A 13,873-nucleotide genomic window follows, 5' to 3' on the forward strand; every position below is an offset into this window, starting at 1 on the left:
CGCTCGGCCACCCCCATGGTGACGATCCGTCACGGCTCCGGCGCCCGACGCCGGTGAAGAGCCCCACCCCTGGCTCGTGACGGAGCGGGGCCCGCCCGACCCGCGCCCGGCGGCGCGCACCGGACACCACGTGTCCGCAGGTGCGCGCCGCCGGGCGCGGCCCGCTACAGGCTCTCCAGGAAGCCCAGCCCGATCCGCCAGCTCTTCTCCGCCGCTTCCCCGTCGTGGTCCGGCAGATCGGGGTCGGTGAACAGGTGCCCCGCCCCCGGATAGCGGTACACCTCCACGTCGGCGCCCGCCCGGCGCATCTGGAGGTACCAGGTGTTCAGCCAGTCGTGCGTCTCGAACGGATCGGGGTCCGCGACGTGCAGCTGCACCGGCAGCTCGGCCACGCTCGCCCCCTCGGCGATGTCCGACGTCCCGTGGAACATCAGCAGCCCGCGCGCCTTCTCGTCGCCCAGCGCGAGGGTCTGTGCGACCGAGGCCCCGAAGGAGAAGCCCGCGTAGACCAGGCCGCGGTCCGAGTAGGGCGCCGCGGCCAGCACGGCCCGCTTGAGCAGCTCCTCCCGGCCGATCTCCCGCTGGAAGTCCATGCCCTCCTCGACCGTCTCGAAGGTCCGCCCCTCGAAGAGGTCGGGCACCCACACCTCGTGCCCAGCGGCCCGCAGCCGGTCGGCCGCCGCGTGCACCGCGGGGCGCGGACCGTACGTCGAATGGAAAAGCATGATGTTCATGAGGCCATGGTGCCAGTTACGGTCGGAGGCATGGAGAACGTACTGCGCCCGTTGATCGTCGTCGGCGGCTCGGTCGTGCTCACGCTGGTGGTCGGCTGGCTGGCCGATCTGCTGCTGCGCCGGGCCGACGCGCGCCACCGCGAAACGCCCCTGTGGGGCCTGCTCCGCCGCTGCCGCGTCCCCTTGCAGGTCGTGCTCTGCACGGCCCTGTTCAGAGGGTCCTACACGCACACGGAGCTGGAAGCGATCGAGGACCACGAGACGGGCATCGGCCGGATCCTCTCCCTGGTGCTGATCGGGGCGTCCGCCTGGCTGGTGATCCGCATCGCCACGGCCGTCGTCGAGGCGAGCTACGCCCGCTACGCCGCCTCCACCCGCGACCCCGCCCGGGTCCGCAGGGTGCGCACCCAGGTGACGCTGATCCAGCGGGTGGTGACCGCGATCGTCGGGGTGGTGGCCGTCGCCGCGATGCTGCTGACCTTCCCCGCGATGCGCACGGTCGGCACCTCGATGCTGGCGTCGGCCGGAATCATCGGCATCGTCGCGGGCGTCGCCGCCCAGTCCACGCTGGGCAACCTCTTCGCGGGCCTGCAGATCGCCTTCGGCGACATGGTCCGCATAGGGGACACGGTGGTGGTGGACGGCGAGTGGGGCACGGTCGAGGAGATCACGCTCACCTTCCTCGCCGTACGCACCTGGGACGAGCGCCGGATCACGATGCCGGTGTCGTACTTCACGTCCAAGCCCTTCGAGAACTGGTCGCGCGGCGGCGTCCAGATGACCGGCACGGTCTTCTTCCACCTCGACCACTCGGCACCGGTACCCGCCATGCGGGAGCGGCTTTCGGACATCCTGCGCGGCTGCCCGGCCTGGGACGGCCGCAGCTGGTCGCTGGCCGTCACCGACACCACGCCCTCCACCGTCGTGGTGCGGGCCGTGGTCACGGCGAAGGACGCGGACGACATCTGGACGGTGCGCTGCGCCGTACGGGAAGAGATGATCGCCTGGCTGTACGAGCACCACCCCTACGCGCTCCCCAGCGTCGCGACGACCGCCGCGGTGCCGCCGCCGGACGAGGCCAGGGACCGGGACCGGGTCAGGGACAGGGACAGGGACGGCGAGCGCGGGAACCCGCGCACGGGCCGGGGCTGAGCGGCCGGGACCGGGTGGTGCTCGGCCGGGCTCCCGGGCCGGATCAGCGCATGCTGCGCACGTCCAGCTGGTGCAGCACCCGGTCCACCACCTCGGGGTCGACGCCCGGCTCGCCGCGCGCGGCGAGCACCTCGTGCCGCGCGGCCGACATCATCTCCCGCTGGACGCGCTGCACGGTCTTGATCCGGTCCACCCGCTTGGTGAACCATTCGCGCCGCTCCTCGTCCAGCAGGTCCGGGCTGATCCGCGCCCCCATGTCGAGCGCGCCGCGCTGCAGCCGCTCGGCGATCTCCTCCGGCAGCTCCTCGACCTCCTCGATCTCCTTGAGGCGGCGCTTGGCGGCCTTGGCCGCACGCAGCGCCAGCCCGTGCTCCAGCTCGCGCTCGGCGTTCGCGTCGGCCTTCACCCCGAGCCGCCGCACCAGCCACGGCAGGGTCAGCCCCTGGAGCACGAGGGTCGCGAGCACCACCGCGAAGGCGATGAAGACGATCTCGTCGCGCAGCGGGAAGGGCGAGCCGTCGTCCGTGGTCACCGGGATGGCCAGGGCCAGCGCGATCGACGCGACGCCGCGCATCCCCGACCACCACATGACCACGGTCTCGCGCCAGGACGTGGGGATCTCCTCGTCGTAGTCGCGCCGCGAGTGCAGCTTCTTGGCCAGCCAGGTCGCGGGGGCCAGCCAGGCCAGGCGGACCCCGACGACCACGGCGATCACGGCGGCGCTCCAGCCCAGCATCTGCGCCCAGCGCCCGTCGGCGGTGCCGAAGACGTTGTGCAGTTCGAGGCCGATGAGCCCGAAGGCGATGCCGGTGACGAGCGTGTCCACGACCTCCCAGAAGGTGCGCCCGGCGAGGCGGCCCATCACATCGTCGGCGTCCACCGCGTACTGCGCCAGGAAGAGCGCGGTGACCAGGACGGCGAGGACGCCCGAGCCCATCAGCTCCTCGGCGAGCACGTAGCCGACGAACGGCACGAGGAGGGTGAGGCCGATCTGGAGCGTGGCGTCGCCGAGGAAGCCCATCAGCCGGTTGGTGGCCCAGCCGAGCGCGAGGCCGACGGCGACGGCGACCACCGCGGAGAGCGCCAGCTCGCCGATCGCCGAGGGCCAGGAGAAGGTGCCGCTCACGGCGGCGGCGATCGCCACGTGGTACATCACGATCGCGGTGACGTCGTTGAACAGGCCCTCGCCCTCCAGGATCGAGACGAGGCGGCGCGGCAGCCCCAGCGAGCCCGCGACGGCGGTCGCGGCGACCGGGTCGGGCGGGGCGATCATCGCGCCGAGCACCACGGCGGCGGCCAGCGGCAGGCCGGGTACGACCGCGGAGGCCACGGCCGCGACGGCCGCGGTGGTCACGAAGACCAGGGCGACGGCGAGCAGCAGGATGGGCCGGATGTTGGCGGTGAACTGGCGCCACGAGGTGCGCTGGACTGCCGCGTAGAGCAGCGGCGGCAGCACCAGCGGCAGGATGTACTCGGGCGGGATCTCGACGTTGGGGATGAAGTCGGGCAGTGCCAGGAGGATCCCGAAGAGGGTCATCAGGACGGGCGCGGGCAGACCGAGGCGCTGGCCGAGCGGGACGGTGACCACCGCCCCGAGCATGAGCAGCAACAACAGCGCCAACTGGTCCACGGCGGGCCTCCGGGCATGCGGTACCTCAAACGATCAGGGCACCAGCCTGTCACGCAGAGCGCACGAATCGGACACTGGGTGGCAAGAGGTCACCAACCGCCCCGCGGGCTCAGCCGTTGGTCTCCGCCTCGATCTTCTCCAGGGCGACGCGCAGGTCGTCGGGGTACTCGCTGGAGAACTCCACCCACTGCCCGTCCGCCGGGTGCTCGAAGCCGAGCCGCACGGCGTGCAGCCACTGGCGGGTGAGGCCGAGGCGCTTGGCGAGGGTCGGGTCGGCGCCGTAGGTGAGGTCGCCGACGCAGGGGTGGCGGTGGGCCGACATGTGCACCCGGATCTGGTGGGTGCGGCCGGTCTCCAGCTTGATGTCGAGCAGCGAGGCCGCGCGGTACGCCTCGATGAGGTCGTAGTGCGTGACCGAGGGCTTGCCCTCGGCGGTCACGGCCCACTTGTAGTCGTGCTGGGGGTGGCGCCCGATGGGGGCGTCGATGGTGCCGCTCATCGGGTCGGGGTGGCCCTGCACCAGCGTGTGGTAGCGCTTGTCCACGATGCGCTCGCGGAACTGGTGCTTGAGCGAGGTGTACGCGCGCTCGGACTTGGCGACCACCATCAGGCCTGAGGTGCCCACGTCGAGGCGGTGCACGATGCCCTGGCGCTCGGCGGCGCCCGAGGTGGAGATGCGGTACCCGGCGGCGGCGAGCCCGCCGATCACGGTCGTGCCGGTCCAGCCGGGGCTCGGGTGGGCGGCGACGCCCACCGGCTTCATGATCACGACGATGTCGTCGTCGTCGTGGACGATCTCCATGCCCTCGACGGGCTCCGCCACGACCTGCACGGGCGCGGCGGGGGCGGGCATCTCGACCTCCAGCCAGGCGCCGCCGTGCACCCGCTCGGACTTCCCGACGACCGCACCGTCGACCTGCACCTTCCCCGCCGCGGCCAGCTCGGCGGCCTTGGTGCGGGAGAACCCGAACATGCGGGAGATGGCGGCGTCGACGCGCTCGCCCTCCAGGCCATCGGGGACGGGCAGGGTGCGGACTTCCGGAAACGTACTCACCCGTCGAGTATGCCTTGCCGCGGGCCCGCGCTAGTCCTTGTGGACGGTCCCGTCCGGGTCCAGGCCCTTGAACGACAGGATCACGATCAGGATCCCGCCGCAGACGATGGCCGAGTCGGCGAGGTTGAAGACCGCGAAGCGGGCCGGGGCGATGAAGTCGACCACCGCGCCCTCGAAGACGCCCGGCGAGCGGAAGATGCGGTCGGTGAGGTTGCCGAGCGCCCCGCCCAGCAGCAGGCCGAGCGCGATCGCCCAGGGCAGGCTGTAGAGCTTGCGCGCCAGCTTGGCGATCACCACGATCACGGTCGCGGCGATGAAGGTGAAGACGATCGTGAACGCCTCGCCCATGCCGAAGGCGGCGCCGGGGTTGCGGATCGCGTGCAGCTTCAGCAGGTCGCCGATCAGCTCGATCGGCTCGTGGTGCTCCAGCTTGGCCACCACGAGCATCTTGCTGCCGAGGTCGAGGAGGTAGGCGACGAGGGCGACGGCGAAGAGCACCGCGATCTTCCGCCCGCCCCTGGGCGCGGCGGCGGCCCCGTCCTGCCCGGCCCGCGCGGACCCGGCAACGGCCCCGGACCGTTCCTCCGGGCCCTGCTCCTCGGAGGAGCGCGCCTGCGAGGACCGCTCCTCGGGCTCGGCTCCCTCAACATCTGGCGTACCGATGATGCGCTCCGCCTCTGCCACGTGAGTCCCTCAACCTAGGTGCCTGACTGTGCACGAGGGTACGGCACACACGTACGGTTCAGCCTCGCCGCTCCTGCTTCTGCTTGTCCTCCACGCAGAGGGTGGCCCGCGGGAACGCCTGCATCCTGGCCTTGCCGATCGGCTTGCCGCAGACCTCGCACAGTCCGTACGTCCCCGCGTCCAGCCGCGCCAGGGCCCGCTCGGTCTGCTCCAGCATCTCGTGGGCGACCCCGGCGAGCGCCATCTCGTGCTCGCGGGCGATGTTCTTGGTGCCCGTGTCGGCCTCGTCGTCGCCCGCGCCGTCGCCCGAGTCGCGCATCAGTCCGGCCAGGGACTCCTCGGACACCGCCAGCTCGCTGCGCAGCCGCAGGATCTCGCTCTCCAGCTCGGCCCGCGCGTCGGCCACCTCGTCCGGGGTCCAGGGATCCTCACCCGGCCGTACGGCGAGCTCGCCGGGCACGACCGCGACCCGGGCCTGCGGCACCGGCTTGGCCGCCGCGCCCTTCCCCGCAGCCGCCGCCCGGCCCGCTGTCTTCTTCGCAACCACCGTCTTGGCTCCCGTCTGCCCGGCGGCCTCGGCCGCCCCCTGGGCCGCCGCAGCGGCCTTCTTCGCGGCCTTCTCCCCGGCCGCGGCCCTCTTCGCGGATGCCGCCTTCTTCGGGGGCGCGCCGTCGCTCCGGCCGTCGCCCTCCGCCGTCTGTGACGCCTTACCCGCGGAGCCCGCGCGTGACGCATCGGCGCCGGAACCAGCCGCGGCCCGCTTTCCCGCCGCCTTCTTCCCGGGACCCTTCGCGGTCGCCTTCCCGGCAGCCGCCTTCTTCGCGGCGCCCTCGTCCGCGACGGCGCCCTTCGCCGGCTCCCCGGGCTTCTCCGGCACCGCGCCTGCGGATCCCGTGGTCTTCTTCGCCACCATGGTCGCGGCCCCTTCACATATTGTGATCTTGCTCGCGAATCGTGCTGGGACGATAAATCGACCCGGAACCCGCGGCAACGGGGCACGCCGCCCGAAACGCCCGCCGGACGCCCGCCCGGCCCCTCCCCGACCCCCGCGCGCGCCCCGAGTGCCCAGTTCCGCGCCCCGCGCCCGCGCCGCACGGGCATCGGTGGACTCCGCGCGGGCCCGTGTGGCCATTCGGGTCACGTGCGCACCCGCGCCCGCGCCCCTCGGAAACCGGTCGGCGGGCGCCCGTACGGCCCCTTACACTGGCCGGAGCGAAAGGCGTGGAAGGGACGAGTAGCGTCCGTACGCAGCCAGGAGCGACCCGGGGACGGTGCGAGCCCGGGGGCCAGCGCGGACGTGAAGATCACCCCTGAGCCGCCGGAAGAAAGCCCGCCGCGTCCCGGCGGGCCGTAGACCCGGCATCGCGACCCCAATGAGGGGGCCACGGGCGGCGCGCCCGGGGCCAAGGAGGGTGGTACCGCGGGAGCAGGCAGCACACGCTCTCGTCCCTCCGGACGGAATCGCAGCATCCGCCGGAGGAAGATCCGATGACGCAGTACCGCCAGGTGCCCGCCCAGGTCGACCTGCCCGCCCTTGAGCACGCCGTGCTCGATTTCTGGCGCGAGGCCAAGGTCTTCGACAAGAGCCTTCAGCAGTCCGAGGGCCGCCCCGAGTGGGTGTTCTACGAGGGCCCGCCCACCGCCAACGGCATGCCGGGCGCCCACCACATCGAGGCCCGCGTCTTCAAGGACGTCTTCCCGCGCTTCCGGACCATGCAGGGCTACCACGTGGCCCGCAAGGCCGGCTGGGACTGCCACGGCCTGCCCGTCGAGCTGGCGGTCGAGAAGGAGCTCGGCTTCAACGGCAAGAAGGACATCGAGGCGTACGGCATCGCCGAGTTCAACGCCAAGTGCCGCGAGTCCGTGACCCGGCACACCGACGCCTTCGCCGAGCTGACGACCCGCATGGGCTACTGGGTCGACCTCGACGACGCGTACCGCACGATGGACCCGCAGTACATCGAGTCCGTCTGGTGGTCGCTGAAGCAGATCTTCGACAAGGGCCTGCTCGCCCAGGACCACCGCGTCGCCCCCTGGTGCCCCCGCTGCGGCACCGGCCTCTCCGACCACGAGCTGGCCCAGGGCTACGAGACGGTCGTCGACCCGTCCGTCTACGTCCGCTTCCCGCTGACCGGCGGCCCCCTCGCGGGCGAGGCCGCGCTGCTGGTGTGGACGACGACCCCCTGGACGCTGGTCTCCAACACGGCCGTCGCCGCGCACCCGGGCGTCACCTACGTCGTCGCCACCAACGGCGCGGAGAAGGTCGTCGTCGCCGAGCCGCTGCTGGAGAAGGCGCTCGGCGAGGGCTGGGAGGCCACCGGGCAGTCCTTCACCGGCGCCGAGATGGAGCGCTGGACCTACCAGCGCCCCTTCGACCTCGTGGAGTTCCCCGCGGAGGCGCACTACGTCGTCAACGCCGAGTACGTCACCACCGAGGACGGCACGGGTCTGGTCCACCAGTCCCCCGCGTTCGGCGCCGACGACCTCGCGGTCTGCCGCGCGTACGGCCTGCCGGTCGTGAACCCGGTCCGCCCCGACGGCACCTTCGAGGAGGACGTCCCGCTGGTCGGCGGCGTCTTCTTCAAGAAGGCCGACGAGGCCCTGACCAAGGACCTGGACGAGCGCGGCCTGCTCTTCCGCCACATCGCGTACGAGCACAGCTACCCGCACTGCTGGCGCTGCCACACCGCGCTCCTCTACTACGCGCAGCCCTCCTGGTACATCCGCACGACCGAGGTCAAGCAGCGTCTCCTCGAAGAGAACGAGAAGACCAACTGGTTCCCCGACTCGGTCAAGCACGGCCGCTTCGGCGACTGGCTGAACAACAACGTCGACTGGGCGCTGTCCCGCAACCGCTACTGGGGCACCCCGCTGCCGATCTGGCGCTGCGAGGAGAACCACCTCACCTGCGTCGGCTCGCGCGCCGAGCTGACCGAGCTGACCGGCACCGACCAGTCGGAGCTCGACCCGCACCGCCCGTTCATCGACGACGTCACGTTCCCCTGCCCGACCTGCTCGGCCACGGCGACGCGCGTCCCCGAGGTCATCGACGCCTGGTACGACTCGGGCTCGATGCCGTTCGCGCAGTACGGGTACCCGTACCGGAACAAGGAGCTGTTCGAGAGCCGCTACCCGGCGCAGTTCATCTCCGAGGCCATCGACCAGACCCGCGGCTGGTTCTACACGCTGATGGCGGTCGGCACGCTGGTCTTCGACAAGTCGAGTTACGAGAACGTCGTCTGCCTCGGCCACATCCTCGCCGAGGACGGCCGCAAGATGTCCAAGCACCTGGGCAACATCCTCCAGCCCATCCCGCTGATGGACCAGCACGGCGCGGACGCGGTGCGCTGGTTCATGGCGGCGGGCGGCTCCCCGTGGGCGGCGCGGCGCGTGGGCCACGGCACGATCCAGGAGGTCGTGCGCAAGACGCTGCTCACGTACTGGAACACGGTCGCCTTCCAGGCCCTGTACGCCCGCACGTCCGGCTGGGCCCCCTCGGCGGCCGACCCGGCCCCCGCGGACCGCCCGGTCCTGGACCGCTGGCTGCTCTCCGAACTGCACGCGCTCGTCGACCAGATGACGCAGGCCATGGAGGCGTACGACACCCAGCGCGCGGGCAAGCTGCTCTCCGCCTTCGTCGACGACCTCTCCAACTGGTACGTGCGCCGCTCGCGCCGCCGCTTCTGGCAGGGCGACAAGGCGGCGCTGCGCACGCTGCACGAGGTCGTGGAGACCGTGACCCGGCTGATGGCCCCGCTCACCCCGTTCATCACCGAGCGGGTGTGGCAGGACCTGGTGGTTCCGGTGGCCCCGGACGCCCCCGAGTCGGTGCACCTCGCCGCGTGGCCGAAGGCCGACCCGGCCGCGATCGACCCGGCGCTCTCCTCGCAGATGGCGCTGGTGCGCCGGCTGGTGGAGCTGGGCCGTGCGACGCGCGCCGAGTCCGGGGTCAAGACCCGTCAGCCGCTGTCCCGCGCGCTCGTCGCGGCGAGCGGCTTCGACGCCCTCTCCCCCGAGCTGCACGCCCAGATCACCGAGGAGCTGAACGTCTCCTCGCTCGCCTCGCTCTCCGAGGTGGGCGGCTCGCTGGTCGACACGAGCGCCAAGGCGAACTTCCGCGCGCTGGGCAAGCGCTTCGGCAAGGGCGTCCAGGACGTGGCGAAGGCGGTCGCGGCCGCGGACGCGGCGGCGCTCTCCCTGGCCCTGCGCTCGGGCGAGGCCCCGCTGGAGGTGAACGGCGAGACGATCCTGCTCGCGCCGGACGAGGTCATCATCACGGAGACCCCGCGCGAGGGCTGGTCGGTGGCCTCCGACGCGGGCGCCACGGTCGCCCTCGACCTGGAGATCACCCCGGAGCTGCGTCTTGCGGGCCTGGCCCGTGACGCGATCCGGCTGATCCAGGAGGCCCGCAAGAACAGCGGCCTGGACGTCGCGGACCGCATCGCGGTGCGGTGGCGGTCCACGGACGCGGAGGTCTCCTCGGCCCTCACGGCCCACGCGGAGCTCATCGCGGACGAGGTGCTGGCGCTGGACTACGCGCAGGGCGAGGCGGACGGGACGTACGGCGAGGCGTTCGAGGACGAGGGCCTGTCCCTCACGTTCCACCTCCGCAAGCAGTAGGGGGTACGGGGGCCGCCCCTCCCCGCTCGCGCAGTTCCCCGCGCCCCTTTTATGGGGCGCGGGGAACTGCGCGGTCTTTTGGCTCCCCCGGGCGACGGGAACCAGCGTCCACGTACCAAAAAGGGCCGGGCCCGGAGAGCTTCCGCTCCCGGGCCCGGCCCTACAGCCTGCCGACGGCTACATCACGCCGCGGCCCCTCAGTTGTCGTCCTCGTCGATGAGGAAGCCCCGCATCGGCGAAGGCGCCTGCTGCATCGGCTGCGGCGCCTGCGGCCGCACCGGTGCCATCGGCTGCGTCATCGCGGGCGACATCTGCTGCTGCCCGCCGTACGACGGCGCCGAGCCCGTGCCCATGGGCTGGTTGCCGCCCATCGAGGGGTTGCCGCCCATGGTGTGGCCCATCGGGGCGCCCGCACCGGCCGGAGCCATCGAGGGCGACGGCGGCAGCGAGGCGGTCGCCGGCGTCCGCGGCGGAGCCAGCGAGTCGTCCGCCTGGGTCTCCAGCTGACGCAGCTGCGACTCCAGGTACGACTTCAGACGCGTGCGGTACTCACGCTCGAAGCCCCGCAGGTCCTCGACCTTGCGCTCCAGCGTGGCGCGCGCGGACTCCAGGGAGCCCATCGCGACGCGGTGCTTCTCCTGGGCGTCCCGCTCCAGCGCGTCGGCCTTGGCGCGGGCGTCCCGCTCCAGGCCCTCGGCGCGCGACCGGGCCTCGCCGACGATCTTGTTGGCCTCGGAGCGGGCCTCGGCGATCGCCTGGTCGGCGGTCTGCTGGGCCAGCGAGAGGACACGGGCGGCGCTGTCGCCACCGGGGGCCTGACCGGGCTGCGGCATCTGCGGGCCGTGACCGCCCATGGGTCCGCCCATCGGGCCGCCCTGCATGGGGCCACCCTGCATGGGGCCGCCCTGCATGCCGCCCTGCATCGGACCGCCCATGGGGCCGCCCTGCATCTGGCCGGGGCCGGGACCGTGGGGACCCTGCGGGCCGGGGCCGTGCGGGCCCTGCGGACCGTGGCCGCTGGGGCCGGCGGGGAGCTGCGGAGCACCACCGGGCAGCTGGGGCGGACCCATCTGCGGGGGCTGCTGCTGGACGGGCGGTCCGGATATGGCGGCGGGCACCGGAGCGCCGGGACCGCCGCGGCCGTCCTGGGGCTCGGGCTTGCGCATGCCGCCCTGCTGCTGGTTCTGCGCGGCGGCACGCGTGGCGGCGGCCAGCTTGGCGCGCAGGTCCTCGTTCTCCCGGAGCAGACGGGTCAGCTCCGACTCGACCTCGTCAAGGAAGGCATCGACCTCGTCCTCGTCATAGCCTTCTCGGAGGCGGACGGTCGTGAACTGCTTGTTCCGCACGTCCTCGGGGGTCAGCGGCATCTCTTCTTCACCTCTACGTAGTCGTCGGCAGTCGGCAGGACCGTATCGCTCACACTGAGCTCGCCAGTGAACTCACGAACTGTCGCAGTATGAAAACGATGATCATCAGAACGAAGAAGGACAGGTCGAGTGCCACGCCCCCGAAACGCAACGGCGGGATGAACCGCCGCAGAAGCTTGAGCGGTGGATCGGTGACAGTGTAGGTGGCCTCCAGGAGCACCACCATCGCCTTGCCGGGCTGCCACGACCGGGCGAACTGCAAGACGTAGTCCATGACCAGCCGGATGAACAACACGACGAGGAAGCACGTCAGCGCGATGTAGACCACAGTTAGTGCGATGCCCATCCCGCGCTTCCCTCTCCCCTTGCTCTGTCGTTCCGGCCTGCCGGCCGGGGTCGTTCCCGGTGTCGCGTTTCTCAGCTCTGGTTGAAGAACCCGCCCTCTGCGATACGGGCCTTGTCCTCCGCCGTGACATCGACGTTAGCAGGAGACAACAGGAACACCTTCTGCGTTACCCGCTCAATGCTGCCATGCAGACCGAAGACGAGTCCTGCGGCAAAGTCGACAAGTCGCTTCGCGTCGATGTCGTCCATCTCCGTGAGATTCATGATCACCGGAGTGCCCTCACGGAAGTGTTCCCCGATCGTACGGGCCTCGTTGTAGGTCCTGGGGTGCAGCGTGGTGATGCGGTAGGGCTCCCGCTCGGACACGACCTTGGGCATGATCACCGGTGCGTTCTTCTCCATGTTCGGGCGTTCAGGTGTGATGGATGCCACGGGGGCGATTCGTGCGGGTCGTCCGCTTTCCGCCGGGAGCTGAACCGGCTCGCGCTGAGCCGGGGGCTGTACCGCTCGTACCGGTTCTTCCCTTTCCCGCTCCACCTGGTGTGCGGGCTGGTGCCTGCGGCGGTCCCGCTCGGGCTCGGGCTCCAGTTCGGGCTCGAAGTCGTCATCGGGGTCGAAGCCCCGGCCGTCGTACCCATCGTCCTCCACGAGGCCGAGGTAGACCGCCATCTTGCGCATCGCGCCGGCCATGCTCTGAGTCCTCCGCTCTGTGGTGGATCGCCCTTGTCAAAAGGTCGTAGCGTCACGAAGTGCCCGCGATCCACTCGGCCCGCCCGCCTTCCGGCGGGGATGACCATATTTTCTGCTGTGGTCCGACTTGCTTCGCGACGTTACCCGAGCCGGGGGCGGTCTCCGAGTACCGCGCTGCCGATGCGTACATGTGTCGCTCCGGCCGCCACGGCCTGTTCGAGGTCCGCGCTCATTCCCGCCGAGACCATGGTGGCAGCCGGACGGGTCACGCGCAGGGCAGTCGACAAATCCATCAGCCGATCGAAGGCGGCCCTCGGGTCACCCGCGTACTCCCCGGCCAGCGGCGCCACGGTCATCAGACCGTCGAGCCTGAGCCCCGGCGCCGCGGCGACCGCGTCCGCCAACTCCGCGACGCCGTCCGGCGCGACGCCGCCGCGCTCCCCGCGCGCGCCCGACTCCGCGTCGAGCGCGACCTGGACCAGGCAGCCGAGCTCGCGCCCGGCCTTCTCCGCGGCGGCGGAGAGACCGGTGACGAGCCTGGCGCGGTCGACCGACTGCACCACACCGGCATAACCCACCACGGAACGGACTTTGTTGGTCTGCAACTGACCCACGAAGTGCCAGGACAGATCGAGGTCCGCACACTCCGCGGCCTTCGGCGCCGCGTCCTGGTCGCGGTTCTCCGCGACGTGCCGCACGCCCAGTTCGTGCAGGAGCCTGACGTCGCTCGCCGGGTAGGTCTTGGTGACCACGATCAGGGTCACTTCGTCCCGCTTGCGACCGGCGGACGCGCAGGCCGAAACGATCCTTTCCTCCACCCGCGCCAGGTTCTCGGCGAGTTGGGCCCTTCGATCCGTCATGTCCCCTGTCCGTCCAGCCAGACGTACCCGGCGAGCCGCCCGGTGGTGCGGTCGCGACGGTACGAGTAGTGGTCACCCGACTCCAGGGTGCACACGTCCGACGCGCGCCGGTCCCGCACCCCCAGTGCTTCGAGCTGTGCGTGCACGCCGGCCGCCACGTCGACCGCCGGAGTGCCCCAGCTGGTCTCGGAGAACGCGGCCGGTTCCGTGACGGCGACCTCGGCGCGCATCTCCTGGGGCACCTCGTAGCAGCGTCCGCAGACCGCGGGCCCGGTGCGGGCCACGATCCGGGACGGCTCGGCACCGAGTTCCGCCATCGCCGCGACCGCGGCGGGCACCACCCCGTCGACCATGCCGGGGCGCCCCGCGTGCGCGGCGCCCACGACCCCGGCGACCGGGTCGGCCAGCAGCACCGGCACGCAGTCGGCGGTGAGGACGGCGAGCGCGAGGCCGCGCCGGGCGGTGACCACGGCGTCGGCCGCCGGGACCGCGCCGTCGCCCCACGGCCCTTCGACCACCTCGACGTCGTAGCCGTGCACCTGGTTCATCCAGACGACGAGCGCCGGGTCGAGCCCGAGCGACTTGGCGGCCAGCTCGCGGTTGGCCAGCACGGCGGCCGGGTCGTCGCCGACCGCGCCGCCGAGGTTCAGCTCCTCGTACGGAACGGCGCTCACCCCGCCCCACCTGTCGGTGAAGGCGAAGTGCGCGCCGTTCGCGTGTTCCTGCTGCCCTATCAC

Annotated in this window: 12 protein-coding genes; 2 read left to right on the forward strand and 10 right to left on the reverse strand. The window is 71.8% G+C overall.

The features are described from left to right. Window positions 1–164 precede the first annotated feature (164 nt). Window positions 165–734: a dienelactone hydrolase family protein gene (locus ACIBNE_RS29770; RefSeq protein ID WP_399276924.1), complete on the reverse strand. Its 570-nt coding sequence runs from the start codon at window positions 732–734 to the stop codon at window positions 165–167. A gap of 30 nt (window positions 735–764) precedes the next feature. On the opposite strand from ACIBNE_RS29770, the gene ACIBNE_RS29775 reads away from it, so the two are divergent. Next, window positions 765–1,886, forward strand: coding sequence for a mechanosensitive ion channel family protein (locus ACIBNE_RS29775; RefSeq protein ID WP_399276926.1), 1,122 nt, complete (start codon window positions 765–767; stop codon window positions 1,884–1,886). Between the two features lie 43 nt (window positions 1,887–1,929). On the opposite strand, the gene ACIBNE_RS29780 is transcribed toward ACIBNE_RS29775, so the two are convergent. The 4 genes from ACIBNE_RS29780 to ACIBNE_RS29795 all read right to left on the reverse strand — a co-directional run bounded on the left by ACIBNE_RS29780 (window position 1,930) and on the right by ACIBNE_RS29795 (window position 6,167). Then, entirely contained in the window at window positions 1,930–3,516 is a 1,587-nt protein-coding gene (locus tag ACIBNE_RS29780) for a Na+/H+ antiporter (RefSeq protein ID WP_399276928.1), read from the reverse strand. A 109-nt stretch (window positions 3,517–3,625) separates the two neighbouring features. After that, window positions 3,626–4,570 carry an RluA family pseudouridine synthase gene (locus ACIBNE_RS29785; protein ID WP_399276930.1) on the reverse strand — a complete coding sequence of 315 codons (945 nt, stop codon included), beginning with the start codon at window positions 4,568–4,570 and terminating at the stop codon, window positions 3,626–3,628. A gap of 30 nt (window positions 4,571–4,600) precedes the next feature. Continuing rightward, on the reverse strand, window positions 4,601–5,254 hold the full coding sequence (gene lspA / locus ACIBNE_RS29790) for a signal peptidase II (protein WP_399276932.1): 654 nt from the start codon (window positions 5,252–5,254) through the stop codon (window positions 4,601–4,603). 58 nt (window positions 5,255–5,312) lie between these two features. After that, entirely contained in the window at window positions 5,313–6,167 is an 855-nt protein-coding gene (locus ACIBNE_RS29795) for a TraR/DksA family transcriptional regulator (protein WP_399276934.1), read from the reverse strand. 575 nt (window positions 6,168–6,742) lie between these two features. Here ACIBNE_RS29795 and ileS point away from each other — a divergent pair. Further along, on the forward strand, window positions 6,743–9,874 hold the full coding sequence (ileS, locus tag ACIBNE_RS29800; protein WP_399276936.1) for an isoleucine--tRNA ligase: 3,132 nt from the start codon (window positions 6,743–6,745) through the stop codon (window positions 9,872–9,874). 197 nt (window positions 9,875–10,071) lie between these two features. Here ileS and ACIBNE_RS29805 read toward each other — a convergent pair whose 3' ends face one another. The 5 genes from ACIBNE_RS29805 to pgeF form a co-directional block, all read right to left on the reverse strand. Further along, on the reverse strand, window positions 10,072–11,241 hold the full coding sequence (locus ACIBNE_RS29805; RefSeq protein ID WP_399276938.1) for a DivIVA domain-containing protein: 1,170 nt from the start codon (window positions 11,239–11,241) through the stop codon (window positions 10,072–10,074). 49 nt (window positions 11,242–11,290) lie between these two features. Further along, complete coding sequence (locus tag ACIBNE_RS29810; protein ID WP_399276940.1) at window positions 11,291–11,587, reverse strand: YggT family protein; 297 nt, start codon at window positions 11,585–11,587, stop codon at window positions 11,291–11,293. Window positions 11,588–11,658: 71 nt separating this feature from the next. Further along, window positions 11,659–12,276 (reverse strand): cell division protein SepF, encoded by a 618-nt coding sequence (locus ACIBNE_RS29815; protein ID WP_399276942.1) that lies wholly within the window; start codon window positions 12,274–12,276, stop codon window positions 11,659–11,661. Between the two features lie 140 nt (window positions 12,277–12,416). Continuing rightward, window positions 12,417–13,136: a YggS family pyridoxal phosphate-dependent enzyme gene (locus ACIBNE_RS29820; RefSeq protein WP_399276944.1), complete on the reverse strand. Its 720-nt coding sequence runs from the start codon at window positions 13,134–13,136 to the stop codon at window positions 12,417–12,419. After that, window positions 13,133–13,873, reverse strand: coding sequence for a peptidoglycan editing factor PgeF (pgeF, locus tag ACIBNE_RS29825; RefSeq protein WP_399276946.1), 741 nt, complete (start codon window positions 13,871–13,873; stop codon window positions 13,133–13,135). Before pgeF ends, ACIBNE_RS29820 begins: the two co-directional genes overlap by 4 nt.

Origin of the sequence: Streptomyces sp. NPDC050504 (assembly GCF_044458065.1) — a bacterium.
In the GTDB taxonomy this organism is placed as follows: Bacteria; Actinomycetota; Actinomycetes; order Streptomycetales; family Streptomycetaceae; genus Streptomyces.

Coding starts and splice junctions, on each gene's coding strand:
- ACIBNE_RS29815 (WP_399276942.1), bottom strand. CDS start 12,276: ATGGCCGGCGCGATGCGCAAGATGGCGGTCTACCTCGGCCTCGTGGAG.
- ileS (WP_399276936.1), top strand. CDS start 6,743: ATGACGCAGTACCGCCAGGTGCCCGCCCAGGTCGACCTGCCCGCCCTT.
- ACIBNE_RS29810 (WP_399276940.1), bottom strand. CDS start 11,587: ATGGGCATCGCACTAACTGTGGTCTACATCGCGCTGACGTGCTTCCTC.
- ACIBNE_RS29775 (WP_399276926.1), top strand. CDS start 765: ATGGAGAACGTACTGCGCCCGTTGATCGTCGTCGGCGGCTCGGTCGTG.
- ACIBNE_RS29820 (WP_399276944.1), bottom strand. CDS start 13,136: ATGACGGATCGAAGGGCCCAACTCGCCGAGAACCTGGCGCGGGTGGAG.
- ACIBNE_RS29805 (WP_399276938.1), bottom strand. CDS start 11,241: ATGCCGCTGACCCCCGAGGACGTGCGGAACAAGCAGTTCACGACCGTC.
- ACIBNE_RS29795 (WP_399276934.1), bottom strand. CDS start 6,167: ATGGTGGCGAAGAAGACCACGGGATCCGCAGGCGCGGTGCCGGAGAAG.
- ACIBNE_RS29770 (WP_399276924.1), bottom strand. CDS start 734: ATGAACATCATGCTTTTCCATTCGACGTACGGTCCGCGCCCCGCGGTG.